The sequence below is a fragment of the Citrobacter sp. wls717 genome (genome assembly GCF_005280955.1).
Taxonomy (GTDB): Bacteria; Pseudomonadota; Gammaproteobacteria; order Enterobacterales; family Enterobacteriaceae; genus Citrobacter; species Citrobacter werkmanii.
Genome location: NZ_SZWW01000031.1, coordinates 20191 through 45870 on the forward strand (window position 1 = coordinate 20191; position 25680 = coordinate 45870).

Annotated in this window: 26 protein-coding genes and 1 pseudogene; 13 read left to right on the forward strand and 14 right to left on the reverse strand. The window is 53.0% G+C overall.

The window, feature by feature from the left end; all coding sequences use genetic code 11:
• Window positions 1-71 precede the first annotated feature (71 nt).
• The 4 genes from trmB to ansB all read left to right on the forward strand — a co-directional run bounded on the left by trmB (window position 72) and on the right by ansB (window position 3121).
• The gene (gene trmB, locus FDX09_RS14980; protein ID WP_038633629.1) at window positions 72-791 is read left to right on the forward strand and encodes a tRNA (guanosine(46)-N7)-methyltransferase TrmB; all 720 of its coding nucleotides are present in this window, start codon (window positions 72-74) and stop codon (window positions 789-791) included.
• Window positions 791-1117, forward strand: coding sequence for a YggL family protein (locus FDX09_RS14985; protein ID WP_137347443.1), 327 nt, complete (start codon window positions 791-793; stop codon window positions 1115-1117). Before trmB ends, FDX09_RS14985 begins: the two co-directional genes overlap by 1 nt.
• Before the next feature lie 49 nt (window positions 1118-1166).
• On the forward strand, window positions 1167-1886 hold the full coding sequence (locus FDX09_RS14990) for a DUF2884 domain-containing protein (RefSeq protein ID WP_038633622.1): 720 nt from the start codon (window positions 1167-1169) through the stop codon (window positions 1884-1886).
• Window positions 1887-2074: 188 nt separating this feature from the next.
• Window positions 2075-3121 (forward strand): L-asparaginase 2, encoded by a 1047-nt coding sequence (gene ansB, locus FDX09_RS14995; RefSeq protein ID WP_038633619.1) that lies wholly within the window; start codon window positions 2075-2077, stop codon window positions 3119-3121.
• A 116-nt stretch (window positions 3122-3237) separates the two neighbouring features.
• On the opposite strand, the gene hemW is transcribed toward ansB, so the two are convergent.
• The 5 genes from hemW to FDX09_RS15020 are packed head-to-tail and all read right to left on the reverse strand — an operon-like array spanning window position 3238 to window position 6544.
• Entirely contained in the window at window positions 3238-4374 is a 1137-nt protein-coding gene (gene hemW / locus FDX09_RS15000) for a radical SAM family heme chaperone HemW (protein ID WP_137347444.1), read from the reverse strand.
• Entirely contained in the window at window positions 4367-4960 is a 594-nt protein-coding gene (locus tag FDX09_RS15005; RefSeq protein WP_038633614.1) for an XTP/dITP diphosphatase, read from the reverse strand. Before FDX09_RS15005 ends, hemW begins: the two co-directional genes overlap by 8 nt.
• Before the next feature lie 7 nt (window positions 4961-4967).
• On the reverse strand, window positions 4968-5258 hold the full coding sequence (yggU, locus tag FDX09_RS15010; RefSeq protein ID WP_003027101.1) for a DUF167 family protein YggU: 291 nt from the start codon (window positions 5256-5258) through the stop codon (window positions 4968-4970).
• The gene (locus FDX09_RS15015) at window positions 5255-5821 is read right to left on the reverse strand and encodes a YggT family protein (protein ID WP_137347445.1); all 567 of its coding nucleotides are present in this window, start codon (window positions 5819-5821) and stop codon (window positions 5255-5257) included. Before FDX09_RS15015 ends, yggU begins: the two co-directional genes overlap by 4 nt.
• An 18-nt stretch (window positions 5822-5839) precedes the next feature.
• The gene (locus tag FDX09_RS15020; RefSeq protein WP_087856786.1) at window positions 5840-6544 is read right to left on the reverse strand and encodes a YggS family pyridoxal phosphate-dependent enzyme; all 705 of its coding nucleotides are present in this window, start codon (window positions 6542-6544) and stop codon (window positions 5840-5842) included.
• A gap of 17 nt (window positions 6545-6561) precedes the next feature.
• On the opposite strand from FDX09_RS15020, the gene FDX09_RS15025 reads away from it, so the two are divergent.
• On the forward strand, window positions 6562-7542 hold the full coding sequence (locus tag FDX09_RS15025; RefSeq protein ID WP_137347446.1) for a type IV pilus twitching motility protein PilT: 981 nt from the start codon (window positions 6562-6564) through the stop codon (window positions 7540-7542).
• On the opposite strand, the gene ruvX is transcribed toward FDX09_RS15025, so the two are convergent.
• The 8 genes from ruvX to metK all read right to left on the reverse strand — a co-directional run bounded on the left by ruvX (window position 7539) and on the right by metK (window position 14726).
• The gene (gene ruvX, locus FDX09_RS15030; protein ID WP_038633601.1) at window positions 7539-7955 is read right to left on the reverse strand and encodes a Holliday junction resolvase RuvX; all 417 of its coding nucleotides are present in this window, start codon (window positions 7953-7955) and stop codon (window positions 7539-7541) included. The genes FDX09_RS15025 and ruvX overlap by 4 nt on opposite strands.
• Window positions 7955-8518 carry a YqgE/AlgH family protein gene (locus FDX09_RS15035; RefSeq protein ID WP_032940453.1) on the reverse strand — a complete coding sequence of 188 codons (564 nt, stop codon included), beginning with the start codon at window positions 8516-8518 and terminating at the stop codon, window positions 7955-7957. The genes ruvX and FDX09_RS15035 overlap by 1 nt, the downstream gene beginning before the upstream one ends.
• A gap of 111 nt (window positions 8519-8629) precedes the next feature.
• Window positions 8630-9577, reverse strand: a complete 948-nt coding sequence (gene gshB, locus FDX09_RS15040) for a glutathione synthase (protein ID WP_038633598.1) — start codon at window positions 9575-9577, stop codon at window positions 8630-8632.
• Window positions 9578-9589: 12 nt separating this feature from the next.
• A complete protein-coding gene (rsmE, locus tag FDX09_RS15045) occupies window positions 9590-10321 on the reverse strand; it encodes a 16S rRNA (uracil(1498)-N(3))-methyltransferase (protein WP_038633593.1) in 732 nt (243 codons plus the stop codon).
• A 74-nt stretch (window positions 10322-10395) separates the two neighbouring features.
• Window positions 10396-11103 (reverse strand): deoxyribonuclease I, encoded by a 708-nt coding sequence (endA, locus tag FDX09_RS15050; protein ID WP_137347447.1) that lies wholly within the window; start codon window positions 11101-11103, stop codon window positions 10396-10398.
• A gap of 94 nt (window positions 11104-11197) precedes the next feature.
• Window positions 11198-11695, reverse strand: a complete 498-nt coding sequence (locus FDX09_RS15055) for a SprT family zinc-dependent metalloprotease (RefSeq protein ID WP_038633587.1) — start codon at window positions 11693-11695, stop codon at window positions 11198-11200.
• A gap of 79 nt (window positions 11696-11774) precedes the next feature.
• Entirely contained in the window at window positions 11775-13169 is a 1395-nt protein-coding gene (galP, locus tag FDX09_RS15060; RefSeq protein ID WP_069324803.1) for a galactose/proton symporter, read from the reverse strand.
• Between the two features lie 402 nt (window positions 13170-13571).
• Complete coding sequence (gene metK / locus FDX09_RS15065) at window positions 13572-14726, reverse strand: methionine adenosyltransferase (RefSeq protein WP_006686850.1); 1155 nt, start codon at window positions 14724-14726, stop codon at window positions 13572-13574.
• Window positions 14727-15143: 417 nt separating this feature from the next.
• Between metK and FDX09_RS24020 the strand changes: the two are divergent.
• The 4 genes and pseudogenes from FDX09_RS24020 to speB all read left to right on the forward strand — a co-directional run.
• Window positions 15144-15245, forward strand: a pseudogene (locus FDX09_RS24020) (hypothetical protein); the annotation flags it as partial.
• A 262-nt stretch (window positions 15246-15507) separates the two neighbouring features.
• The gene (yqgB, locus tag FDX09_RS15070; protein WP_064507034.1) at window positions 15508-15639 is read left to right on the forward strand and encodes an acid stress response protein YqgB; all 132 of its coding nucleotides are present in this window, start codon (window positions 15508-15510) and stop codon (window positions 15637-15639) included.
• Between the two features lie 8 nt (window positions 15640-15647).
• The gene (speA, locus tag FDX09_RS15075; RefSeq protein ID WP_072014782.1) at window positions 15648-17624 is read left to right on the forward strand and encodes a biosynthetic arginine decarboxylase; all 1977 of its coding nucleotides are present in this window, start codon (window positions 15648-15650) and stop codon (window positions 17622-17624) included.
• A 164-nt stretch (window positions 17625-17788) separates the two neighbouring features.
• Window positions 17789-18709 carry an agmatinase gene (gene speB / locus FDX09_RS15080; protein WP_038633575.1) on the forward strand — a complete coding sequence of 307 codons (921 nt, stop codon included), beginning with the start codon at window positions 17789-17791 and terminating at the stop codon, window positions 18707-18709.
• A 185-nt stretch (window positions 18710-18894) separates the two neighbouring features.
• Here the strand turns inward: speB and FDX09_RS15085 are convergent, their stop codons facing one another.
• On the reverse strand, window positions 18895-19653 hold the full coding sequence (locus tag FDX09_RS15085) for a M48 family metallopeptidase (protein WP_038633572.1): 759 nt from the start codon (window positions 19651-19653) through the stop codon (window positions 18895-18897).
• Window positions 19654-19931: 278 nt separating this feature from the next.
• On the opposite strand from FDX09_RS15085, the gene tkt reads away from it, so the two are divergent.
• The 4 genes from tkt to pgk all read left to right on the forward strand — a co-directional run bounded on the left by tkt (window position 19932) and on the right by pgk (window position 25648).
• Entirely contained in the window at window positions 19932-21923 is a 1992-nt protein-coding gene (gene tkt, locus FDX09_RS15090) for a transketolase (RefSeq protein WP_038633569.1), read from the forward strand.
• A 312-nt stretch (window positions 21924-22235) separates the two neighbouring features.
• Window positions 22236-23105, forward strand: coding sequence for a glycerophosphodiester phosphodiesterase family protein (locus FDX09_RS15095; RefSeq protein WP_137347448.1), 870 nt, complete (start codon window positions 22236-22238; stop codon window positions 23103-23105).
• Window positions 23106-23416: 311 nt separating this feature from the next.
• Window positions 23417-24445, forward strand: a complete 1029-nt coding sequence (gene epd, locus FDX09_RS15100) for an erythrose-4-phosphate dehydrogenase (protein ID WP_038633548.1) — start codon at window positions 23417-23419, stop codon at window positions 24443-24445.
• Between the two features lie 39 nt (window positions 24446-24484).
• A complete protein-coding gene (gene pgk / locus FDX09_RS15105) occupies window positions 24485-25648 on the forward strand; it encodes a phosphoglycerate kinase (protein ID WP_006686863.1) in 1164 nt (387 codons plus the stop codon).
• Window positions 25649-25680: the final 32 nt, after the last annotated feature.

The window sequence follows — 25680 nt, forward strand, 5'->3', positions numbered from 1 at the left end:
TTACTTGCATCCGGCAACTAACTTTGGATAATGCCCGTTTTCAGAACTCAAACACAGCAGACTAAACTTTTATGAAGAACGACGTCATTTCACCGGAATTTGATGAAAACGGCCGCCCTCTGCGCCGGATTCGTAGTTTTGTTCGTCGCCAGGGGCGACTGACGAAAGGGCAGGAACACGCGCTGGAAAACTACTGGCCGGTGATGGGCGTTGAGTTCAGCGAAGAGCCTGTAGATTTCGCTGCGCTGTTTGGTCGCGATGCGCCAGTCACGCTTGAAATTGGTTTTGGGATGGGGGCTTCGCTGGTGGCGATGGCGAAAGCGCGTCCGGAACAGAATTTCCTCGGCATCGAGGTTCACTCGCCGGGCGTTGGCGCGTGTCTGGCTTCAGCCCATGAAGAGGGCGTCGAGAACTTGCGTGTCATGTGCCATGATGCCGTTGAAGTCCTGCATAAAATGATTCCTGACAATTCTTTATCTATGGTTCAGCTGTTTTTCCCTGACCCGTGGCATAAAGCACGTCATAATAAACGCCGTATCGTTCAGGTACCGTTTGCTGAGCATATCTTAAGTAAGCTGAAGCTGGGCGGCGTGTTCCATATGGCAACCGACTGGGAAGCGTATGCGGAGCACATGCTGGAAGTGATGTCCTCTATTGACGGGTATAAAAACCAGTCAGAGAGTAACGATTATGTACCGCGCCCACAATCGCGCCCGGTAACCAAATTTGAACAACGTGGTCATCGTCTTGGCCACGGCGTATGGGACTTAATGTTCGAGAGGGTGAAATAATGGCAAAGAACCGTAGCCGTCGTCTGCGTAAAAAAATGCACATCGACGAATTCCAGGAAATAGGATTTTCGGTTGCATGGCGTTTCCCGGAAGGTACATCTGGAGAGCAGGTCGATAAAATCGTTGATGACTTTATCGATGAGGTTATCGAACCGAACAAACTGGCCTTTGACGGCAGCGGCTATCTGGCCTGGGAAGGTCTGATCTGTCTGCAGGAAATCGGCAAATGCACCGAAGAACATCAGGCAATCGTCCGTATGTGGCTGGAAGAGCATAAACTTGAAGAAGTGCGCACCAGCGAACTTTTCGATATTTGGTGGGACTAAGTAGCACAGGGTCGGCAAATGCCGGCCCGATTTGTATTGAGGGAAAGATATGATGCGCAAAACGCTGCTGGCGGCAGTCCTAACGTTCACGGCGATGGCCGCACATGCCGATTATCAGTGCAGCGTCACCCCACGTGACGATGTGATTTTGAACCCACAAACGGTGCAGGTGAAAGGCGAAAACGGCGATCTGGTTATTACCCAGGCCGGCGATGTCACCTTTAACGGTAAGCAGTACAACCTGAACGCCGCACAGCGTGAGCAGGCTAAAGATTATCAGGCCGCGTTGCGTAGCAGCCTGCCGTGGATTGACGAAGGTGCCAGAGCGCGCGTAGAGAAAGGTCGCGTGGCGCTGGACAAAATCATCGCCAAAGAGGTCGGTGAAAGCAGCAACATGCGTGGCCGCTTAACCAAGCTGGATGCGCAATTGAAAGCGCAGATGAACCGCATCATCGAACATCGTACTGATGGGCTGACCTTCCACTATAAGGCGATTGACCAGGTCCGCGCCGACGGGCAGCAATTAGTGAATCAGGCGATGGGCGGCATTTTGCAGGACAGCATCAACGAGATGGGCGCCAAAGCTGTGCTCAAAGGCGGCGGTAACCCGCTGCAGGGCGTGCTCGGGAGCCTCGGTGGTTTGCAAACGTCAATTCAGAACGAATGGAAGAATCAGGAACAAGACTTCCAGCAGTTTGGCAAAGATGTTTGCGCCCGCGTCGTGACGCTGGAAAACGATCGTAAAACGCTGGTTAGCACGCTGAAATAATTTTCACCTCTTTTTAACGGCACAGAAACATTCTGTGCCGTTTTATTTTGTATCTTTCTGTTTTTTTGATATCCATCTCTAAGAATGGCAATTTGATGGAGATATAAATCTGGTTAATTGGATGCCGTCACATTATTCATCTGTAAGATAGACATAATGCTGCAAATTCAAGTAACTGGAGAAATAACATGGAGTTTTTCAAGAAAACGGCACTTGCCGCACTGGTTATGGGTTTCAGCGGTGCGGCGCTTGCACTGCCAAACATCACTATTTTAGCAACCGGCGGGACCATTGCCGGCGGTGGTGATTCCGCGACAAAATCTAACTACACGGCAGGCAAGGTAGGCGTAGAGAATCTGGTTGAAGCCGTACCTCAGTTGAAAGACATCGCGGTTGTTAAAGGCGAGCAGGTGGTGAACATCGGCTCTCAGGATATGAATGACGACGTCTGGTTAACGCTGGCGAAAAAGATTAACACCGAGTGTGATAAAACCGATGGTTTTGTGGTGACGCATGGTACGGATACCATGGAAGAAACCGCCTATTTCCTCGACCTGACCGTCAAGTGCAACAAGCCGGTAGTGCTGGTGGGTGCAATGCGTCCGTCTACAGGGATGAGCGCCGATGGTCCGTTCAACCTGTATAACGCAGTGGTGACGGCTGCAGACAAAGCCTCTGCCAACCGTGGTGTGCTGGTGGTGATGAACGACACCGTGATGGATGGTCGCGACGTGACCAAAACCAACACTACCGATGTAGCCACCTTCAAATCCGTTAACTATGGCCCGCTGGGCTACATCCATAACGGCAAGATTGACTACCAGCGTACGCCTGCGCGTAAGCACACCACGTCTACTCCGTTCGATGTGTCTAAGCTGACCGAACTGCCGAAAGTGGGGATTGTTTACAACTACGCTAACGCCTCGGATCTGCCAGCCAAAGCGCTGGTCGACGCGGGTTATGCGGGTATCGTCAGTGCGGGTGTAGGTAACGGCAACTTGTATAAAACGGTATTCGATACGCTGGCCACTGCCGCGCATAAAGGTACCGTCGTGGTGCGTTCCTCCCGTGTACCAACCGGCTCCACCACGCAGGATGCTGAAGTTGATGATGCGAAATACGGCTTTGTGGCTTCAGGTTCTCTGAACCCGCAAAAAGCGCGTGTTCTGCTGCAGCTTGCGCTGACGCAAACCAAGGATCCGAAGCAGATCCAGGAAATGTTTAATCAGTATTAATCGATGTAGGTGGCTGCGCTTATCGCCCTAACCCTGTAGGCCTGATAAGCGCAGCGCCATCAGGCAATTTGCCGGATGGCGGCTCAAGGCCTTATCCGGCCTACATCGTTACCGTATTACTCCGCCAGGAACAATTCCAGCAGCGAATTCAAAAACAGCTTACCGTGTTGGGTAATCTGCCAGTATTCATCGCATTCACTCAGGTAACCCTGGGCGATAGCTGCATCAATCTGTCCACGAATAACGTCTTCGGCAAGCCCGGTGTATTGCGTGAATTCTGCACGCGGCGCGGCCTCCAGTAACCGGAAACGGTTCATAAAGAACTCGAACGGCTTGTCGGCTTCGGCGACATCACGCTGGCTTTCCAGGTAACGTCCTTGCATGTATCCGCGTGGATGCCGCGTTTTGGTGGTGCGCAGGATGCGTCCGTCCGGGAAAGTGATTTTGCCGTGCGCGCCGCAGCCAATGCCAAGATAGTCGCCAAAACGCCAGTAATTGAGATTGTGCTGACACTGATAGCCCGGTTTCGCATAGGCTGAGGTTTCGTACTGTTGATACCCCGCGGCAGTCAGCAACTGGTGGCCTTGCTCAAAAATATCCCACAGCGCGTCATCGTCCGGTAATACCGGCGGACGTGAACCAAATAGCGTGTTGGGTTCGATGGTCAACTGATACCAGGAAAGATGCGGCGGGTTGAGCGCGATGGCCTGCTGCAAATCGCTCAACGCTTCTTCCAGAGTCTGATCCGGCAGGCCGTGCATCAGATCGAGATTAAAGCTACGTAGCCCCAGACCACTCGCCAGATTCGCGGCACGTTTGGCTTCTTCCGGTCCGTGAATACGCCCCAGGCGCTCAAGTTTGGCGGCGCTAAAGCTCTGTACGCCAATGGAGATTCGGTTTACGCCAGCGCGTTGATAATCAACAAAGCGATCGGCTTCCACCGTACCGGGATTCGCCTCCATCGTGATTTCTGCATCCGCGGCCAGCTTCAGGCGTGCGCGCACGCCGTCGAGCAGTGTTTGCATTGCCGGGCCAGAAAGCAGGCTCGGCGTACCGCCACCGATAAAAATTGTCTTTACTTCACGTTCCTGGGCGTGGGCAACCTCAGTATCCAGATCGCTCAACAGATGCTGCACATAGTCGTCATGAGGAACATCGCCCTTCAGTGCATGCGAGTTAAAGTCGCAGTACGGACATTTTTGCACGCACCACGGGATGTGAATATAAAGACTTAGCGGCGGAAGCTTAACCATTACGCAGGGCATCCAGCAGCAGCTTCAACGCCTGTCCGCGGTGAGAAATCGCACTTTTCTCTTCCCGGGTCAGTTCAGCCGCCGTTTTCCCTTCAGTCGGCACAAAGAAGATCGGGTCGTAGCCAAAGCCACCGTTTCCGGCAGGTTCACGGGTAATAATACCCGGCCAGCTTCCGTGGCACACTACCGGCGTTGGATCGTCTGCGTGGCGCATATAGACCAGCACGCAGTGGAACTGTGCCTGGCGCTTGTCATCAGGAACATCCTGCAGGGTGTGAAGCAGTTTTTCCAGATTCTGCCTGTCGGTCGCATCTTCGCCGGAATAACGGGCCGAATAGATGCCCGGCGCGCCGCCCAGGGCGTTCACCGCCAGACCGGAGTCATCAGCAATGGCCGGTAGTCCGGTAATTTGCGCGGCATGACGTGCCTTCAGAATGGCATTCTCAATAAACGTCAGCCCGGTCTCTTCTGCAGAATCAACACCCAGATCCGTTTGGGCAACGACATCAAGTCCGAAATCACTCAGAAGAGAGGCGAGTTCACGCACTTTACCGGCATTGCCGGTCGCGAGGACAACTTTTTGCATGGGATACCTAATCAGTTAGCGCCGCAATTTCGGGCGGGATCTGTTGCGGATGAATGATTTTAACCTGTTTGTGACGGCCAAGCTCGCCCTTCTCAATAACGACCTGGCTTTTTGCCACACGGAACTGTTTGCCGAGAAATTTCACCAGATGGCTGTTCGCTTGCCCATCCACCGGCGGGGCGGTAATGGCGACTTTTACTTCGTCGCCATGCAAACCCACAATACTGTCACGGCTGGCTTTCGGCTGAATGTAGAGCCGTAAAACCAGACCGTCGTCGCAGGGTGTAACGGCACTCATAGCGCCATCCACAGCCCCGGCAGCAGCATATTGCCTGTCGCCTGTAACACTTCCGCGATACCCATGTTAATCACATAGAGCAGCAGAACCAGAATCATCGGCGAGAAATCGATGCCGCCCATACCCGGGAGGATACGACGAATAGGACGCAGCAGCGGATCCGCCAGTTGAATCAGCACGTACTCCACGGGGCTGCGGCCCTGGCTGACCCAGCTCATAATCGCCATCACTAGCAGTACCCAGAAAATCAGCAGTCCGATGGTCTTGAGGACAATCAGTACGGCGGCGATCCAGATAATCGGCTGGAACGTGACCACCTTAAACAGCACGATGGCTTTGATAAAGCTGAGAACGAGCGCAACTAATGCCGAGGCGCTGTCAATCGGCCCCATCGGGGGAATCACACGGCGTAACGGCCCAATAATAGGCTGAGTGATTTTCACTATAAACTGCGAGAACGGGTTGTAAAAATCGCAGCGAGACCATTGCATCCACACGCGTAGCAGCAGCGCCATGGTATACAGCTCAATTACCGTTGAGAGCAGGAAGGTCAACGTATTCATGGTGTTCCTTAGTTTTCCTTATTTTTTAGTGTAATCACGAGCACCAAAAATGGCGGTGCCAATGCGCACCATCGTGCTACCCGCCGCAATTGCGGCATCCATATCATCAGACATCCCCAGTGAGAGGGTGTCGATGCCTGGGTAGCGTGTTTTCAACCCGGTAAATGCTACAGCCATTTGCTGTGCAACTTCAAACTGCCTTACATAATCTGACTCAGGCGCCGGAATTGCCATCAGACCACGCAGGTTAATACGCGGCAATGCGGCGACTTCAGCGGCCAGTGCATCAAGCTCTGCCAGCGGAATACCCGACTTACTGTTCTCATCGCTGATATTAATTTGGATCAGCACATTCAGCGGCGGTAGTTCCGCCGGGCGCTGTTCGCTCAGACGGGCAGCGATGCGTAGGCGATCAATCGTATGACACCAGTCAAAATGTTCAGCGACCAGACGGCTTTTGTTGGACTGCAGTGGGCCGATAAAGTGCCACTGCAGATCGTTGACGCCTTGTTCCCGGAAGTAGCGAATTTTATCCACCCCTTCCTGAACATAATTTTCACCGAAGGCTCGCTGACCTGCGGCAATGGCATCTTCGATGGCGCTCGCAGGTTTGGTTTTACTGACTGCAAGCAATGTAACTTCTTCTGAAGACCGCCCGCAACGCGTCGCGGCGGCTGAGATTTTGTCCCGGACATGTGCCAGGTTATGCGCGATATCGTTCATTTTCCGAGGATGTTCATATGAATATGGAAGAAATAGTGGCCCTTAGTGTAAAGCATAACGTGTCGGATCTACACCTGTGCAATGCATGGCCTGCGCGCTGGCGCATACGCGGAAATGTCGAAATCGCGCCGTTTACCACGCCTGACGTAGAGACGTTGCTGATGTGCTGGCTCAGTGAGCAACAACAGGTACAGTGGCAAAAAAAGGGACAGATAGATTTTGCCATTACGCTGGCGAACTCACGGCGTCTGCGCGCGAGCGCATTTGTGCATCAGCAGGGAATCTCTCTGGCGCTAAGGCTATTGCCGCTTGATTGCCCATGTTTGGATGATCTCCAGACTCCCGCCGCGTTACCTGAGTTGCTGCACAGTGAAAATGGATTAATTCTGGTGACCGGCGCTACCGGCAGCGGTAAATCAACGACCCTGGCGGCGATGGTGGCATATCTTAATCAGCACGTCGCGGGACATATTTTGACGCTGGAAGATCCCATTGAATATCGTTACACCAGCCAGCGTTGTCTCATTCAACAACGGGAGGTGGGCGTACACTGCGCTTCTTTCGCCGCCGGTTTGCGCGGCGCGCTGCGTGAAGATCCTGATGTCATCCTGCTGGGCGAGCTGCGCGACGTGGAAACCATTCGTCTGGCGTTAACGGCTGCGGAAACCGGGCATCTGGTGCTGGCAACGTTACACACGCGAGGGGCGGCTCAGGCGATTGCGCGGCTGGTGGATACCTTTCCTGCACCGGAGAAAGATCCGGTGCGTAATCAGCTGGCAGACAGCCTGCGGGCAGTGCTTTCGCAAAAGCTGGAACAAGATAAGCAGGGAGGACGCGTGGCGCTATTCGAACTGCTCATCAACACGCCCGCCGTCGGTAACCTGATCCGTGAAGGGAAAACGCATCAGCTACCCGGCGTAATGCAAACCGGGCAACAGACAGGCATGCAGACGTTTACGCAAAGCCTGCAGCAGCGCCAGGCGCAGGGACGGCTTTAGTAGCCCTGCTCGAAATAGCTTTCGAGAATAATAACGGCAGAAGCGGAGTCCACTTTACCTTTATTCAGTGCCCGGTACCCGCCTTGCTCAAACAGGCCGGAGCGGGCTTCGACGGTACTCAAACGCTCATCATGCAACGTCACGGTAACGCCAAAACGACCGTGAATACGGTTAGCGAACTTGCGTGCACGTGCGGTAAGGGGTTGTTCGGTGCCATCCATATTGAGCGGTAAGCCGACAATGATTTCGTCCGGCTGCCACTCTTTCAGCAGGCGTTCAATCAAATTCCAGTCCGGCGTACCGTCCTGTGCTTTGATCGCGGGCAAGGGTCTCGCGGTACCGGTAATACGCTGACCAATCGCAACGCCAATGCTTTTGGTACCAAAGTCGAAAGAGAGTAATGTTCCGCTCATCAGGCATGTCCCGCCACGCCAGGCATGGTCAGAATATCTATCCCGATAAGTTTCGCCGCATCGCGCCAGCGGTCGGCAATCGGCGTTTTAAACAAGATGTTGAGATCGGCGGGGGCCGTAAGCCAGGCATTATCCAGCAGTTCTTGTTCGAGCTGGCCTTTTTCCCATGATGAATAGCCTAGCGCAACCAGCACCTCAGAGGGTTGCTCCTGCGTACCTAAGGTTTCTAATACATCGCGGGAGGTGGTGATGATGGTGTTATCTGAAATGCGGATACTGGATGCAAAGCGTGACGGCGGGGTATGCAGAATAAACCCACGGTCTTCCGCCAGCGGCCCGCCGAGCATCACCGGTTTATCCAGACGAATAGCCGGATCGCGTGCTTCAGGTGTAATTTTCAGCTTTTCCAGAATCCCTTCAATTTGTAAGTTTTCCAGAGGTTTATTGATGATAATCCCCATTGCTCCGTTCTCATTGTGTTCACAGATATACACCACGGAACGGCGGAAAATCGGATCCTGGAGAGCAGGCATGGCAATAAGAAAGTGATGCTGTAAATTCATTGTCAGAGGTTCTGTTTCCTGGTTCAAAAAAGCAACAGCGCCCAGTATGCGTACAAATACGAGCGCTGTCACTATGAGTATTGGTAGGATCCCTTCTACCGGCGAGTTCTTTTATTTTTGCAAACGAGCCTCAATGGCATCCATCAACATACCGGTAATCGAAACCGGGAATTCTGCTTCAATCTCACGAATACAGGTTGGGCTGGTGACGTTAATTTCCGTCAGGCGATCGCCAATGATATCCAGACCGACAAAAATCAACCCCTTCGCTTTCAGCGTTGGGCCAATGCGGCGGGCAATTTCCCAGTCGCTGTCGGTTAATGGACGCGGCTCGCCACGACCACCGGCGGCCAGGTTGCCACGGGTTTCACCACCCTGCGGAATACGCGCCAGGCAGTACGGAACGGGTTCGCCATCCACAACCAGTACGCGTTTGTCGCCGTCTTTAATCGCTGGCAAATAGTTCTGCGCCATGCAGTAGCGAGTACCATGTTCGGTCAGCGTTTCGGCAATGACGCCGAGGTTTGGGTCACCTTCCTTCACACGGAAAATAGATGCGCCGCCCATGCCGTCCAGCGGCTTGAGAATGATGTCGCTGTGTTTTTGCCAGAAGGCTTTTAGCTGCGCTTTGTTACGGGTGACCAGCGTTTCTGGCGTCAGGTCGGCAAACCATGCGGTAAAAAGTTTTTCGTTACAATCGCGCAGGCTCTGCGGTTTGTTGACGATTAACGTCCCTTTTTCTTCTGCACGTTCCAGAATATAGGTCGCGTAAATGAACTCAGTATCAAATGGCGGATCCTTACGCATCAGAATCACATCCAGATCGGCCAGCGGGAGATCCTGCTCACCCTTGAACTCATACCATTTGTCGTAGTTCTGCTCTACGCTCAGGGTCCGCGTACGGGCGCGGGCTTCACCGTTGATCAGATAAAGATCGGCCATCTCCATATAGTGAATTTCGTAACCACGACGTTGTGCTTCCAGCAGCATAGCGAAGCTGGAATCCTTCTTGATGTTGATGCTTGCGATGGGATCCATCACGATGCCGAGCTTGATCATTGTTCTTCTCCGTTAGCCCAGATCGCCAAAACGCACCTGTAGCGCGGTAATGGCGGTGAGCGCAGTTGTCTCAGTACGCAGAACGCGAGGTCCTAACAGAATATCAGTAAACTGATAACGTGCGGTCATGGCAATTTCATCTGCCGACAGCCCACCCTCCGGGCCAATCAGCAAGCGGATGCGCTCTACCGGCAGCGGCAGCGTATTGATGCTGGCGCTGGCGCGAGGATGCAGGTTCAGTTTTAACCCTTCGTCCTGCTCAGCGCACCATGCTTCCAGATCCATTGCCGGGCGAATTTCAGGCACCCGGTTACGACCGCACTGTTCGCAGGCGGCAATGGCGATTTTCTGCCACTGCTGGAGCTTTTTGTTCAGGCGTTCACTGTCCAGTTTAACGCCGCAGCGCTCAGAAAAAAGTGGCGTAATGAGGCTTACACCCAGTTCGATCGATTTCTGGATAGTAAATTCCATTTTTTCGCCGCGCGACATCACCTGGCCCAGATGGATGTGCAACGGCGATTCACGATCGTCGAGTTCGGCGTTAAGCACCTTCACGTCAACGCTTTTCTTGCTGGCGTGAGTGATTTCGGCGTCAAAGATTTGATTGCTGCCGTCAAACAGCTGTAACGCCTGGCCTGGTCCCATACGCAGCACACGACCGATATGGTTGGCGGCATCTTCACACAGTGAAATTTGGCTGCCGGAAGCGAGTGGTTCAGGGTGATAAATGCGAGGAATGCGCATAGTTAAACATCCGCGTCACGGCCCTGGGCTGCGAAAGGCCAGGGCATGGTTAAAAATATTGCCGCTAGTGTAGGTTAGCTCTTTTGCGCCTGGCAAGCGCGTTGCACATAGGGGTTATGGTTCCCCTGTACCTTCGCAATGCGTTCGTCGCGCTCACACTCCCAGTCGGTAACCGGATATTGCTTGTTCCAGGCATTAAAAAGCTGGGTTTGTTGGCGGGAGAGCGTCAGGTTGTATTGGTCGCGCATATAAAAATAGGTGCGTGCGATAGCGCCGCGGGCGCGGGCTGGCGGCTCGGCAACTTTCTCTTTGAAATCAACCTTCATGGCGCACTGTCCATACTGGCCTTCGCCACCGTTCCACTGGCTGTACATAAAGTTTGCGCGATCGCCATTTACTTCACCCACTGCAGGCTGCAGGTTATGCATATCGCTTTCCATCTGGCGATAGACTGGATCTTTGGCGCAGTTTTTACGTCCTCCGTCCTGCCAGCACTGGCGCTGATGGCCAAACTGCCAGGCAGGGACAACATGTTCCCATTCGATACGACTGGCGCGGTTTTCGTTTTTTCGCACTTTATAGCCGCAGGATTCAAGGTCAACGACCCCTTTTTTACCTTGCCAGTTAATTTTACAACCGCAGTAGAAATCGCCCGGCGCATCGGCGTTAACTTTGACGCCTGCTGCTTTCGCCTGAGAAAAACTGTTGATACCTTCGGCTAACACCGGGCCAGAAAACGCAGCGGCTAACATGACCGCGGCAAAAGAAAGATTACGGTACATCACGAACTCCGTGTCAAAACGAGCCCGCAACGTAGCGAAAGTTGTTCTTGTATGCAATCAGCGAGATCAGAAAGGTTCCTGATAATTCCGAATATTATTCTGCAACCAGTGGTTCGCCGCAATGGACGCAGCGGTAGGTAGCTTCACCGCGAACAACACGGTTATGGCGGCGAACGGTCAAGTGATGTTCCTGGCACTTACAGCGGTAAGCAAAGGTTTTACGTTGCACGGATTGCAGCTCAAACTGATGCGTGCGTCGGGCCGGGACGCCCAGCACACTCTCCATCATCCATTTCCACTCTTTTCCGTGCGGCGGGACGCGGCCAAAGTGCTTCCACACCAGCAAATGCGCCAGTTCATGGGGGACCACTTCGTTAACGAACGCATCGACGTTTTCCATCAGCAGCACCGGGTTGAGGCGGATTTCGTAAGTTTGTAGCCACGCCGTACCTGCAGCGGTTCCGCGCTGTTGGTAAACCAGCTTTGGCTCCGGGTAATGACGTTCCAGCTTGAGATTGGCCTGGGCGAGTTTTTCTCGCAGGCTGCGCATAACGGCTTGCTGGATGGCGATGGGAAGTCGGGAGGTTTTCATAACGCCAGAGGATAGTGCGACAGGGAAGGGACTGCAAGAGGAAGGCTTCCTCCCGCCTGGGGGAGGAAGCCTTGAGTGATTAGTCGTGTGCGCCAATTTCGCGCAGTTTACGACCTTTCATCAGGTTACGTTCAATGTGCTCCAGAGAGACGTTTTTCGTTTCCGGGATTAGCCACAGGGTCAGGAAGATGAACAGGACGTTCAGGCCGCCGTAGACCCAGAAGGTGTTAGCGCTGCCCAGCGAGTTCAGCATCGTCAGGAAGGTTGCGCCGACGATCATGTTAGCAATCCAGTTGGTTGCGGTAGAGCAGGTGATGCCGAAATCGCGGCCTTTCAGCGGCTGAATTTCAGAACACAGTACCCAAATCAGCGGACCGGCGCTCATTGCGAAGCCAACGATAAACATCAGCAGCATCAGCACGGCAAAGTACTGGGCGGCAGCGGAGTGGATACCCACATGCATCATGGTGCCCAGCACGCCCATACCTACAGCCATAACGATAAAGCCAAGAATCAGCGTAGGTTTACGGCCCCAGCGGTCAACCAGACCAATGGCGATAAAGGTTGCCAGCACGTTGGTCAGGCCAACGATAACCGTTCCCCACATCTGCTCGGTGGTGTTGGTATAACCCGCCAGTTCAAAGATTTTTGGCGCGTAGTACATGATGACGTTCATCCCGGTGAACTGCTGCATCACCTGTAACAGCACGCCAAGGAACACTGCACGACGGAAGTTACTGTTTTCTTTAAACAGCGCCCAGCCACTTTGTTTAACCTGCAGACTCTCACGAATTTCATCCAGTTCGCGTTTGGCCTCAGCGCTGGTATCACGCAGACGCAACAGAACGCGCTCGGCATCGACAAAACGACGTTTAGCTGCAAACCAACGCGGGCTGTCCGGCAGAAAGATAACGCCAATCAGCAGTAACAGAGCAGGGATAATGATTACGCCCAGCATCCAGCGCCATGCGCCGCTATAACTGAATGCGGTATCGGAGAGGTAAGCGCCGAGGATCCCGATGGTGATCATCAACTGATACATCGAGATCATGCTGCCGCGGATTTTTTCCGGTGCGATTTCGGACAGGTACAGCGGCGCGGTATAAGACGCAACGCCAACGGCCAGGCCCAGCAGCACGCGGGAAACCAGTAGCACTTCAACGTTTGGTGCCGCGGCGGAGAACAATGAACCGGCAACAAACAGGATCGCGCCAATCATCAGGCTCTTTTTACGCCCCAGTTTGAAGGAGAGCCAGCCGCTGCCGACAGCGCCTACAGCCGCACCAAACATCATTGAGCTCACCACCCATTCCTGAGTGTGCGGGGTAATTTGAAACTCGTCGGTAATGAACGGTAAAGCACCGGCAATAACACCGATATCCAGGCCAAAAAGTAATCCAGCCAGGGCTGCAAGAAAGCAGACAAAAAATGTCATGGCTTTGTTGGAACGCCCCGTTTTTTTATTGTCAGGCATGATGCCCTCCGGTTGGGTAGCTAGTTTTGTTGATGTTAAGGGTAGGTGAGTACGGAGTAAAAAAATGCGAATCACATCACATTAGTGTAATCGCTTACATTGGCATTCATGGCGATTATTAATTATGACTTTGAAAGATAAGGTTTTTATAATAATACGATACAGTTATTTGCCTGGAATTAAGACAATACTGAAAAGTAATGTAACAATGATGCACAAGAGATGGCCAGGTTATGTTAATTAGAAGAGGGAGGAAACACAGCTTAATGTAATCGCTTTCATTTTCGTTCAAAAAGAGGATTAATAGCGCTGTTATGGAAAGGGGAGGCAGAGAGAAGATGGGCATAAAAAAGACCAGCCGAGGCTGGTCTTAAGAAGCATAAGCGTTCAGTCGTGACTGAATTACTTCAGTCCGGCAGCGTCACGCAGCAGTTGCGCTTTGTCGGTTTTTTCCCAAGGGAAATGCTCACGACCAAAGTGACCATAGGCTGCGGTTTCTTTGTAGATTGGGTGCAGGAGATCCAGCATCTGAATCAGACCATACGGGCGTAGGTCGAAGAACTCACGCACCAGCAGGGTCAACTGTTCTGAAGGCACTTTTTCGGTACCGAACGTTTCTACCATGATAGAGGTCGGTTCAGCCACGCCGATTGCGTAGGAAACCTGAATCTCACAACGGTCAGCCAGGCCAGCGGCAACGATGTTTTTCGCGACGTAGCGGGCCGCATAGGCTGCGGAACGGTCAACTTTAGACGGATCCTTACCAGAGAATGCGCCGCCACCATGACGAGCCATACCGCCGTAGGTATCAACGATAATCTTACGACCGGTCAGACCGCAGTCGCCCATTGGGCCGCCGATAACGAAACGACCGGTTGGGTTGATGAAGAATTTGGTAGAAGCATTCAGCCATTCAGTCGGCAGTACCGGCTTGATGATCTCTTCCATAACGGCTTCTTGCAGCGATTTCTGATCGATATCTTCAGAGTGCTGAGTCGACAGAACGACCGCATCAATACCGACGATTTTGCCGTCGTCATACTGGAAGGTAACCTGGCTTTTTGCATCCGGGCGCAGCCAGGATAAGGTGCCGTTTTTACGCACTTCAGCCTGACGCTGCACCAGACGGTGAGCATAGGTAATCGGGGCTGGCATCAGCACATCGGTTTCGTTGGTGGCGTAGCCAAACATCAGGCCCTGGTCGCCCGCGCCCTGTTCCAGCGGATCGGCACGGTCAACGCCCTGGTTGATGTCCGGAGACTGTTTACCAATTGCGCTCAGTACCGCACAAGAGTTGGCGTCAAAACCCATGTCGGAATGCACATAGCCAATTTCGCGCACCGTGTTACGGGTGATCTCTTCGATATCGACCCATGCGCTGGTGGTGATCTCACCGCCAACTAAAACCATACCGGTTTTGACGTAGGTTTCGCAGGCAACGCGTGCTTTCGGATCCTGTTCCAGGATTGCATCCAGCACGGCATCAGAGATTTGGTCAGCGATTTTGTCAGGATGCCCTTCTGATACGGACTCGGACGTAAAAAGGTGTTTTGCCATATTTAATTTCACCTAAGGAGAATTTGGTTAGCTCAAACTGTCGAGTGGGATAGCCATGTGTAGAAGATTCTACCATGAGTCTGCAGATGACGGACACTGGCAGTCTGAGTGTTAATCGGTATAGATGGATTAACATCTGGACGGCTATTTTAGGACAGTTCTTCGCCTGATTTCCAGCTTTTTTTGATTGAGGTCGCATTGTACTGAAAATGTAACTGGAAATTTTTCCTGACGGTGCTGGCAATGTGTGCATTTATCTTTTGCTTTTTACTCCCCATATCGGTATAAAACGCGGCGCGCGGCTCATACAAAAAGCACACGACATTTTCATCGTGTTGCCACTTCCAGCCGGGTTAAAACTTTAGCTTTGGCTTGTGGGTTCTCCGTAAGGAGCAACCGTGGAGGTGATACGAGATAATGAACCGTTGTATTCTGCTGAATCTGTCGCACCGTTCTGGTGTACATATGTCCCCCGCAATCTGCATCTCTGTTTTGCATACCTGTCGATGTTATATACACAAAATCATTTATGCTGCGTCGAGGCGGCAAATGAATGAGTCTCCTGAACGTACGAGTAGTACGTGACTGGGGCGAATGCGCGTAGCCAACAAAGAGGCTGCATGCATGAAGGATGAAGTGTATACCCATCTCGGCGTATCTCAGGACTCAAGAGCCGGTAACGGTCACTAAGAACTGAACAAGGGCGCTCTTGGTAAACAAGAGTTTTCTCGTGGTTTCGCCGAACTGTCAGCAGTACGTTCGGTTACGTGTTTACAATGATATGAAAAAGAAACCGGTCGCACAGTCGGAGCGTCAGCACTATCTGCTGGAAATTCTGCCTGTATTTGGGTTGTTATCGCGTCTTTGGATTGCGATAGTAGTCAACTGTTTTACACTTGTTAATAAAATTTGAGGTTCGCTATGTCTGACGACATTTCTTTGGGTTCGCCTTCGTCAGCAGGCGAACACGGTGTACTACGCTCCATGCAGGAGGTTGCAATGAGTTCCGAGGAAGCCAGCAAGATGCTGCGTACTTACAATATTGCCTGGTGGGGTAATAACTACTATGACGTCAATGAACTGGGTCACATCAGCGTGTGCCCGGATCCGGACGTACCAGAAGCGCGTGTTGACCTTGCTGAGTTGGTGAAAGCCCGTGAAGCGCAGGGCCAGCGTCTGCCTGCTTTGTTCTGCTTCCCGCAGATCCTGCAACACCGACTGCGTTCGATTAACGCCGCGTTCAAACGCGCCCGTGAATCCTACGGCTACAACGGTGACTATTTCCTCGTTTACCCGATCAAGGTCAACCAACACCGTCGCGTGATTGAATCACTGATCCACTCCGGCGAACCGTTGGGACTGGAAGCGGGTTCCAAGGCTGAACTGATGGCCGTTCTGGCTCATGCCGGAATGACCCGTAGCGTGATCGTCTGTAACGGCTATAAAGACCGTGAATACATCCGTCTGGCGCTGATTGGCGAGAAGATGGGCCATAAGGTCTATCTGGTTATCGAGAAGATGTCTGAAATCGCCATCGTGCTGGATGAAGCTGAACGCCTGAATGTCGTTCCGCGTCTGGGCGTGCGTGCGCGTCTGGCGTCGCAGGGTTCCGGCAAGTGGCAGTCCTCCGGTGGTGAAAAATCCAAATTCGGCCTGGCGGCAAACCAGGTACTGCAACTGGTAGAAATTCTGCGTGAGCGCGGCCGTCTGGACAGCATTCAACTGCTGCACTTCCACCTCGGCTCGCAGATGGCGAACATTCGTGATATCGCCACCGGCGTGCGTGAGTCGGCCCGTTTCTACGTCGAGCTGCACAAGCTGGGCGTGAATATTCAGTGCTTCGACGTGGGCGGCGGCCTGGGCGTGGACTATGAAGGTACCCGCTCGCAGTCCGACTGCTCCGTAAACTACGGCCTGAACGAATACGCCAACAACATTATCTGGGCGATTGGCGATGCCTGTGAAGAGCATGGTCTGCCGCACCCGACAGTGATCACTGAATCGGGTCGTGCCGTTACCGCGCACCATACCGTGCTGGTCTCCAACATCATTGGCGTTGAGCGTAGCGAAATTACCGAAGCGACGCCGCCGGCAGACAACGCGCCGCGCTCCCTGCAAAGCATGTGGGAAACCTGGCAAGAGATGCACGAGCCGGGCACGCGTCGTTCGCTGCGTGAATGGCTGCACGACAGCCAGATGGACCTGCACGATATTCACGTTGGCTACTCTTCTGGCACCTTTAGCCTGCAGGAACGTGCGTGGGCAGAGCAGCTCTATCTGAACATGTGCCATAATGTGCAAAAACAACTCGATCCGAGCAATCGCGCGCACCGCCCGATTATCGATGAGCTGCAGGAGCGGATGGCGGATAAGATTTACGTCAACTTCTCACTGTTCCAGTCAATGCCGGATGCGTGGGGGATCGACCAACTGTTCCCGGTGCTGCCGCTGGAAGGGCTGAACCAGGCGCCTGAGCGCCGCGCGGTGCTGCTGGATATTACCTGTGACTCTGATGGCGCTATCGACCATTACGTTGACGGGGATGGTATTGCCACCACCATGCCGATGCCGGAATACGACCCGGAGAACCCGCCGATGCTGGGCTTCTTTATGGTCGGCGCGTATCAGGAGATCCTTGGTAACATGCACAACCTGTTCGGCGATACCGAAGCCGTTGACGTGTTTGTCTTCCCTGACGGCAGCGTGGAAGTTGAGCTGTCTGATGAAGGCGATACCGTGGCGGATATGCTGCAGTACGTGCAGTTGGATCCGAAAACGCTGCTGACGCAGTTCCGTGATCAGGTGAAAAACACCGATCTGGACGCCGAGTTGCAACAACAGTTCCTCGAAGAATTTGAAGCAGGGCTGTACGGATACACCTATCTGGAAGATGAATAACGGTAAATTCCCGGTGGCGCTGCGTTTGCGGCGCTCACTTGAATCCGTACAAATTAACGGCGATAATTCGCCGATACAAGTAGTCACGTAAATCAATCCCTTCCTCGTCGGGCTTAACGACGCGGAGGGGATTTTTTTTCACCGATTTTACAAGAGGTCAGCACATGAGCACCTTAGGTCATCAATACGACAACTCCCTGGTTTCTAACGCCTTTGGTTTTTTGCGTCTGCCGATGAATTTCATGCCTTACGATAGCGATGCCGACTGGGTGATCACCGGCGTACCGTTTGATATGGCAACGTCTGGCCGCGCGGGCGGTCGCCATGGCCCGGCAGCAATCCGTCAGGTTTCTACCAACCTGGCGTGGGAGCACAACCGCTTCCCATGGAACTTCGATATGCGCGAGCGCCTGAACGTGGTGGACTGCGGCGATCTGGTGTATGCGTTTGGCGATGCCCGTGAAATGAGTGAGAAACTGCAGGCGCACGCAGAGAAACTGCTTTCTGCAGGTAAGCGCATGCTTTCCTTCGGTGGCGACCACTTCGTCACGCTGCCGCTGCTGCGCGCGCACGCAAAGCACTTTGGTAAGATGGCGCTGGTGCATTTTGATGCCCACACCGACACCTACGCTAACGGCTGTGAATTCGACCACGGTACCATGTTCTATACTGCGCCAAATGAAGGGTTGATCGATCCGAACCACTCTGTACAGATTGGTATTCGCACTGAGTTCGACAAAGATAATGGCTTTACCGTACTGGATGCCTGCCAGGTGAACGATCGCGGCGTAGACGACGTCATTGCCCAGGTGAAACAGATCGTTGGCGATATGCCAGTGTATCTGACCTTTGATATCGACTGTCTGGATCCGGCGTTTGCGCCGGGTACCGGTACGCCGGTAATCGGCGGTCTGACGTCCGATCGTGCGATAAAGCTGGTACGTGGTCTGAAGGATCTGAATATCGTGGGGATGGACGTGGTGGAAGTGGCACCGGCTTACGATCAGTCTGAGATCACCGCGCTGGCGGCGGCGACGTTAGCACTGGAAATGCTGTATATTCAGGCGGCGAAGAAAGGCGAATAATAGTCGGACTATTTTACTCGTCATTTTGGGTCCGGGCAGTGCTCACCATCCTCACGTACTACGTGTACGCTCCGGTGGCTGTGCGCTGGCCGGGCCCAAACTGACTTCGCCAATTACGTCCGATAATGGGATGAAATCTGTAGGCCGGATAAGGCTTCACGCCGCCATCCGGCACTGCTTGAAGATCACTTAATTCCGTCCGCGCTCATGCGATCGCGAATATGCTGCGCACGTTCGGCGGATGCCGGGTGATCGTCAAACATGGAGCTTTGACGTCCGGCTTCCAGTTTTGCCAGTTTCTCAAAGCTGGTGGCTAAGCCTGCCGGATTGATCCCGCGTTTGCGCAACAAATCATACGAGTAATCATCCGCTTCGGATTCCTGACGCTGGGAGAACTGTGAGTTCACCAGTTTCTCGCCAAGATCGCCCAATTGCGACTGCGACAGGCTGCCGACAATGCCGCCAGCGGAGGCCGCCGCTGCACGCACCGCGTTCGTGCCCAACGCAACCTGCATGCCTTTTTTCACGTGACCCAACGCGACGTGGCCCATTTCGTGGCCGATCACCGCTTCGACTTCGTTATCCGTCATCATATCCATCAGGCCGCTGTATACGCGGATACAGCCGTTCGCCATGGCAAAAGCATTTACATCTTTCGCCATATAGACTTTGTAATTCACCGGCTGGCCGTTAATGTTATCGCCAAGCGCGGAGGCGATTTTGCCAAGACGCGTTGCATACTCGCTGCCAGCCGGGGCGATGGTAGCTTTGCTGTCCATATCATTACAGGCCTGATCGCTCAGCGCTTTTACCTGAGCATCGCTCAGGCTGTAGGCCTGAAAAGCCTCTGCGCCTGAGGAAAGCAGTCCGTTTGAGTCCATGTTCTGGCAGCCGGTCAATGCCGCCGCCATGCTCGTAGCAAGCAGTAAAGCGCGAATTTTCATTTTTTCTCTTCCGCACAAAGTCAGGATTATTCTAAAAAATGCGTCGTTTGCAGGTTAACCGACGCTCAGCATAAGTATAAAGAAAAGAACAATAAGCGGGCGAGAAGATTGCGCAACATGCGTGCATGATCCAGAGATTTCTGAAGCGTAAAAGGATGCTCCATGTACATGACACGCGGCTTGGGTTACATTGTTGGCACTTTTTTCCGGCGTAGCCCAAAACGCGCTGTCGTCAAGTCGTTTAGGGCGTGGCCTTCATTATCCGATCTGGAGTCAAAATGTCCTCACGTAAAGAGCTTGCCAATGCTATTCGTGCGCTGAGCATGGACGCAGTACAGAAAGCCAAATCCGGTCACCCGGGTGCCCCGATGGGTATGGCTGACATTGCCGAAGTCCTGTGGCGTGATTTCCTGAACCACAACCCGACTAACCCGTCCTGGGCTGACCGTGACCGCTTCGTACTGTCTAACGGCCACGGCTCCATGCTGATTTATAGCCTGCTGCACCTCACCGGTTATGACCTGCCGATGTCTGAGCTGCAGAATTTCCGTCAGTTGCATTCCAAAACGCCGGGCCACCCGGAAGTGGGTTACACCGCAGGTGTTGAAACCACGACGGGTCCTCTGGGCCAGGGTATTGCGAACGCAGTCGGTATGGCTATCGCTGAAAAAACGCTGGCGGCGCAGTTTAACCGCCCAGGTCATGACATCGTTGACCACTTCACCTACGCTTTCATGGGCGACGGCTGCATGATGGAAGGTATCTCTCACGAGGTATGTTCTCTGGCCGGTACGCTGAAGCTGGGCAAACTGGTTGCGTTCTACGATGACAACGGCATCTCTATCGATGGTCACGTTGAAGGCTGGTTCACCGATGACACCGCTAAGCGTTTCGAAGCTTATGGCTGGCATGTGGTTCGTGGCGTTGATGGTCACGATGCTGATGCGATTAAACGCGCAGTCGAAGAAGCGCGCGCAGTGACCGACAAACCGTCTCTGCTGATGTGCAAAACCATTATCGGTTTCGGTTCTCCGAACAAAGCGGGTACTCACGACTCTCACGGTGCGCCGTTGGGCGATGCTGAAATCGCACTGACCCGCGAACAGCTGGGCTGGAAATACGCGCCGTTCGAAATCCCGTCTGAAATTTATGCCCAGTGGGATGCGAAAGAAGCAGGCCAGGCAAAAGAAGCTGCGTGGAACGAGAAGTTCGCCGCATATGCGAAAGCCTTCCCGCAGGAAGCGGCTGAATTCACCCGTCGTATGAAAGGTGACATGCCGGCTGATTTCGACGCGAAAGCGAACGAGTTCATTGCGAAGCTGCAGGCTAACCCGGCGAAAATCGCCAGCCGTAAAGCGTCTCAGAACGCGATTGAAGCATTCGGTCCTCTGCTGCCGGAATTCCTTGGCGGCTCTGCTGACCTGGCACCTTCTAACCTGACTCTGTGGTCTGGTTCTAAAGCGATCAACGAAGATACCGCCGGTAACTACATCCATTACGGTGTGCGTGAATTCGGTATGACCGCTATCGCTAACGGTATCTCCCTGCACGGTGGTTTCCTGCCGTATACCTCTACCTTCCTGATGTTTGTAGAATATGCCCGTAACGCGGTGCGTATGGCTGCGCTGATGAAACAGCGTCAGGTGATGGTCTACACCCACGACTCCATCGGTCTGGGCGAAGATGGCCCGACTCACCAGCCGGTAGAGCAGGTTGCGTCTCTGCGTGTGACGCCAAACATGAGCACATGGCGTCCGTGTGACCAGGTCGAATCCGCCGTGGCGTGGAAATACGGTGTTGAGCGTCAGGACGGCCCGACCGCGCTGATCCTCTCCCGTCAGAACCTGGCACAGCAGGAACGTACCGAAGAGCAACTGGCGAACATCGCTCGCGGCGGCTACGTGCTGAAAGATTGCGCTGGTCAGCCGGAACTGATCTTCATTGCGACCGGTTCTGAAGTTGAGCTGGCTGTGGCTGCGTGGGACAAACTGACAGCTGAAGGCGTGAAGGCGCGCGTGGTTTCCATGCCGTCCACCGACGCGTTCGACAAACAGGATGCCGCTTACCGTGAATCCGTACTGCCGAAAGCCGTTTCTGCACGCGTGGCAATCGAAGCGGGGATTGCTGACTACTGGTTCAAATACGTGGGCCTGAACGGCGCTATCGTCGGCATGACCACTTTTGGCGAGTCTGCTCCGGCTGAGCTGCTGTTTGAAGAGTTCGGTTTCACCGTAGACAACGTTGTCGCGAAAGCAAAAGAACTGCTGTAATTACGGTTACAGATAAAAACGGGTCGCTTAGGCGGCCCGTTTTTTTTTGGACACTGATTGCGGCAGAAAAGTGTGTTAAGCATTTTATCTTTCATCTATTTTTCATTTAATATAAGTGTCCGGCTGAATCTATTATATTTTATCGATAAAAACTGACGTGAATGCACTGGTTTTTTGTGCGTTTTCATAAATTTGAAATACATTTCAAATTAAATGCATTCATTGCATTTATTATTTGAGTAGGTCTGTATTGAATTTTAATTATTCCGTCTTTTAAGTTCATTTTTATCAATGTCTTTATATTAAGGGAGTATGATGAATATTAAACACGTTAGCGCCGCTTTTCTCCTGTTCTGCGCTGCAGCCGTGGAGGCTGCCCCTCAAGTAATTGCACATCGAGGAGGGACCGGGGATGCGCCAGAAAATACCTTACCCGCTATTGAAAAAGCGTTGAATAACCATGCTGATGCCATCTGGATAACCGTCCAGCTAAGTAAGGATGGTGTGCCTGTGTTGTATCGTCCTTCCGATCTTAGCAGCCTGACAAATTTAAAAGGCAAGGTCTCTGAATTTACCGCCGAGCAGCTAGCGAAAGCCGATGCGGCCATTAATTTTGGTACCCCTGACTCCCCTTATCGTAATAAAAATATCGGTATTCCCACGTTGAAACAGGCGCTAACGCGCTGGCCAGATACGTTCTTCTATCTGGATATAAAATCCCCGGATGCAGTACCGGCCGATAATGCCAATGCAATCCACCGCGTTTTGAGCAGCAGCAAGGCGCTACAACGTACGCGTATCTATTCGACGGATTCACGCTTTTTAGCGGCGCTGCCTCCGGATGTGGCCCGTTTCGAAAGCCGGGATATAACGCGTACGTTACTGGCCAATGTTACCATGGGTCACCAGTGCGGAATTACTGCCGAAGATTCTCGGGAGCGCTGGTATGGCCTGGAGCTTCAGAGCCAGGTTGAGGTGGTTGAAAAATTCACGCTGGGAGAGGGGCGCTCTAAAGCAACAATGCGCTGGGATGACGAAGCGATGTCCTGCTTCCGTTCACAGCCGGGCGCACATATCATTCTACTTGGCATCAACGATGCCGAGAGCTACCAGCAGGCTGTGAAACTTGGAGCTGACGGCGTTCTCGTCAATTCTCCATTGATGATTGCCGGGTTGAAATAGCGGTTGTAGGCAATAAGCCATCCGGGGGGAACATTATTCCATCGGATGGCGAGCGTTATTATGACGCTGAGGCAGTTTTAATGGGTGTGTTGCGGTAAAAATGTGACATAAGTCAGATAACTGCGTTCTGTCGCTGGACAATCATTCCTTTTATTCCGCGTTTCGCTTATTCTAGCTGAAGCGTTTCAGTCGATTAAATGTTCGACAATTAACCAATTAGTCGCAGTTTGCGACAGGTAAGGTTTCCCTGAGCGATTTGCTGCATTACTCTGTCTGCCACATCGTTTCTGAGAAATCCTTGCAGGAGACCTATGACCGTACGCGTAGCGATTAATGGTTTCGGTCGCATCGGACGCAACGTGGTTCGTGCTTTGTATGAATCCGGGCGTCGGGCGGAAATCACCGTGGTGGCAATCAACGAACTGGCGGATGCTGCAGGCATGGCGCATTTGTTGAAATATGACACCAGCCATGGGCGTTTTGCCTGGGATGTTCGTCAGGAACGTGACCAGCTCATCGTTGGTGATGACGCGATCCGCATTTTGCATGAGCGAACGCTTGACGCGTTGCCATGGCGTGAACTGGGTGTTGACGTTGTGCTGGATTGTACGGGCGTCTTCGGTAACCGCGAACACGGCGAGGCGCATATTGCCGCCGGTGCAAAAAAAGTGCTCTTTTCACATCCTGGCAGTCCCGACATCGACGCAACGGTTGTATTTGGCGTTAATCAGGATCAGCTGCGCGCTGAGCACCGAATTGTATCCAACGCCTCCTGCACCACGAATTGTATAATTCCCGTCATTAAATTGCTGGATGATGCTTACGGCATTGAGTCTGGTACCGTTACAACGATCCACTCTGCGATGCACGATCAGCAGGTGATTGATGCCTATCATCCTGACCTGCGTCGTACGCGAGCGGCCAGCCAGTCAATTATTCCGGTTGATACCAAACTGGCGGCGGGTATTACGCGAATTTTTCCGCAATTTAACGATCGTTTTGAAGCGATCGCGGTGCGTGTACCGACCATAAATGTGACGGCGATCGACTTAAGCGTGACGGTGAAAAAACCGGTAAAAGCCAGCGAAGTCAACCAGTTGCTGCAAAAAGCAGCACAAGGTGCATTTCATGGTATAGTTGACTATACGGAATTACCGTTGGTCTCTGTAGATTTTAACCATGACCCGCACAGCGCCATCGTTGATGGTACGCAAACGCGCGTGAGTGGTGCTCACCTGATCAAGACTCTGGTCTGGTGTGATAATGAATGGGGCTTTGCTAACCGTATGCTCGACACAACGTTAGCGATGGCTGCTATTGGTTTCAGGCTCGACGCTTGAGCGTCGACAAAACTTTAAGTATCAACGAGAGGATTCACCATGTCTGTAATTAAGATGACCGATCTGGATCTGGCTGGTAAACGCGTTTTTATCCGTGCCGACCTGAACGTACCAGTTAAAGAAGGGAAAGTAACCAGCGACGCGCGTATCCGTGCTTCCCTGCCGACCATCGAACTGGCCCTGAAGCAGGGTGCTAAAGTGATGGTAACTTCCCACCTGGGTCGTCCTACCGAAGGCGAGTACAACGAAGAATTCTCTCTGCTGCCGGTTGTTAACTACCTGAAAGACAAACTGTCTGCTCCGGTTCGCCTGGTAAAAGATTATCTGGACGGCGTTGAAGTCGCTGCCGGTGAGCTGGTGGTCCTGGAAAACGTTCGCTTCAACAAAGGCGAGAAGAAAGACGACGAAGCTCTGTCCAAAAAATATGCGGCGCTGTGCGACGTATTCGTCATGGATGCTTTCGGTACGGCTCACCGTGCGCAGGCTTCTACCCACGGTATCGGCAAATTCGCTGATGTAGCTTGCGCGGGTCCGCTGCTGGCTGCTGAGCTGGACGCGCTGGGCAAAGCGCTGAAAGAACCGGCTCGTCCGATGGTTGCTATCGTTGGTGGTTCTAAAGTTTCTACCAAACTGACCGTTCTGGACTCCCTGTCTAAAATCGCTGACCAGTTGATCGTTGGCGGCGGTATCGCGAACACCTTCGTTGCCGCTCAAGGCCACAACGTCGGTAAATCCCTGTACGAAGCCGACCTGGTTGACGAAGCTAAGCGTCTGCTGACCACTTGCGATATCCCGGTTCCGACCGACGTTCGCGTAGCGACTGAGTTCTCCGAAACTGCGCCGGCGACGCTGAAATCCGTTAGCGACGTGAAAGAAGACGAGCAGATCCTGGATATCGGCGACGCTTCTGCACAGCAGCTGGCTGAAATCCTGAAGAATGCGAAAACCATTCTGTGGAACGGCCCGGTTGGCGTGTTCGAATTCCCGAACTTCCGTAAAGGTACTGAAATCGTTGCTAACGCTATCGCAGACAGCGAAGCGTTCTCCATCGCGGGCGGCGGCGATACCCTGGCAGCAATCGACCTGTTCGGCATTGCTGACAAAATCTCCTACATCTCCACTGGCGGCGGCGCATTCCTCGAATTCGTGGAAGGTAAAGTATTGCCAGCAGTAGCGATGCTCGAAGAGCGCGCTAAAAAGTAAGCATTTAATGGGCAGGGTAACCTGCCCAATTA

Excerpts from the sequence above, each read along its gene's own strand:
- trmB (WP_038633629.1), top strand. The coding sequence starts at position 72 with ATGAAGAACGACGTCATTTCACCGGAATTTGATGAAAACGGCCGCCCT.
- FDX09_RS14985 (WP_137347443.1), top strand. The coding sequence starts at position 791 with ATGGCAAAGAACCGTAGCCGTCGTCTGCGTAAAAAAATGCACATCGAC.
- FDX09_RS14990 (WP_038633622.1), top strand. The coding sequence starts at position 1,167 with ATGATGCGCAAAACGCTGCTGGCGGCAGTCCTAACGTTCACGGCGATG.
- ansB (WP_038633619.1), top strand. The coding sequence starts at position 2,075 with ATGGAGTTTTTCAAGAAAACGGCACTTGCCGCACTGGTTATGGGTTTC.
- hemW (WP_137347444.1), bottom strand. The coding sequence starts at position 4,374 with ATGGTTAAGCTTCCGCCGCTAAGTCTTTATATTCACATCCCGTGGTGC.
- FDX09_RS15005 (WP_038633614.1), bottom strand. The coding sequence starts at position 4,960 with ATGCAAAAAGTTGTCCTCGCGACCGGCAATGCCGGTAAAGTGCGTGAA.
- yggU (WP_003027101.1), bottom strand. The coding sequence starts at position 5,258 with ATGAGTGCCGTTACACCCTGCGACGACGGTCTGGTTTTACGGCTCTAC.
- FDX09_RS15015 (WP_137347445.1), bottom strand. The coding sequence starts at position 5,821 with ATGAATACGTTGACCTTCCTGCTCTCAACGGTAATTGAGCTGTATACC.
- FDX09_RS15020 (WP_087856786.1), bottom strand. The coding sequence starts at position 6,544 with ATGAACGATATCGCGCATAACCTGGCACATGTCCGGGACAAAATCTCA.
- FDX09_RS15025 (WP_137347446.1), top strand. The coding sequence starts at position 6,562 with ATGAATATGGAAGAAATAGTGGCCCTTAGTGTAAAGCATAACGTGTCG.
- ruvX (WP_038633601.1), bottom strand. The coding sequence starts at position 7,955 with ATGAGCGGAACATTACTCTCTTTCGACTTTGGTACCAAAAGCATTGGC.
- FDX09_RS15035 (WP_032940453.1), bottom strand. The coding sequence starts at position 8,518 with ATGAATTTACAGCATCACTTTCTTATTGCCATGCCTGCTCTCCAGGAT.
- gshB (WP_038633598.1), bottom strand. The coding sequence starts at position 9,577 with ATGATCAAGCTCGGCATCGTGATGGATCCCATCGCAAGCATCAACATC.
- rsmE (WP_038633593.1), bottom strand. The coding sequence starts at position 10,321 with ATGCGCATTCCTCGCATTTATCACCCTGAACCACTCGCTTCCGGCAGC.
- endA (WP_137347447.1), bottom strand. The coding sequence starts at position 11,103 with ATGTACCGTAATCTTTCTTTTGCCGCGGTCATGTTAGCCGCTGCGTTT.
- FDX09_RS15055 (WP_038633587.1), bottom strand. The coding sequence starts at position 11,695 with ATGAAAACCTCCCGACTTCCCATCGCCATCCAGCAAGCCGTTATGCGC.
- galP (WP_069324803.1), bottom strand. The coding sequence starts at position 13,169 with ATGCCTGACAATAAAAAAACGGGGCGTTCCAACAAAGCCATGACATTT.
- metK (WP_006686850.1), bottom strand. The coding sequence starts at position 14,726 with ATGGCAAAACACCTTTTTACGTCCGAGTCCGTATCAGAAGGGCATCCT.
- yqgB (WP_064507034.1), top strand. The coding sequence starts at position 15,508 with ATGAAAAAGAAACCGGTCGCACAGTCGGAGCGTCAGCACTATCTGCTG.
- speA (WP_072014782.1), top strand. The coding sequence starts at position 15,648 with ATGTCTGACGACATTTCTTTGGGTTCGCCTTCGTCAGCAGGCGAACAC.
- speB (WP_038633575.1), top strand. The coding sequence starts at position 17,789 with ATGAGCACCTTAGGTCATCAATACGACAACTCCCTGGTTTCTAACGCC.
- FDX09_RS15085 (WP_038633572.1), bottom strand. The coding sequence starts at position 19,653 with ATGAAAATTCGCGCTTTACTGCTTGCTACGAGCATGGCGGCGGCATTG.
- tkt (WP_038633569.1), top strand. The coding sequence starts at position 19,932 with ATGTCCTCACGTAAAGAGCTTGCCAATGCTATTCGTGCGCTGAGCATG.
- FDX09_RS15095 (WP_137347448.1), top strand. The coding sequence starts at position 22,236 with ATGATGAATATTAAACACGTTAGCGCCGCTTTTCTCCTGTTCTGCGCT.
- epd (WP_038633548.1), top strand. The coding sequence starts at position 23,417 with ATGACCGTACGCGTAGCGATTAATGGTTTCGGTCGCATCGGACGCAAC.
- pgk (WP_006686863.1), top strand. The coding sequence starts at position 24,485 with ATGTCTGTAATTAAGATGACCGATCTGGATCTGGCTGGTAAACGCGTT.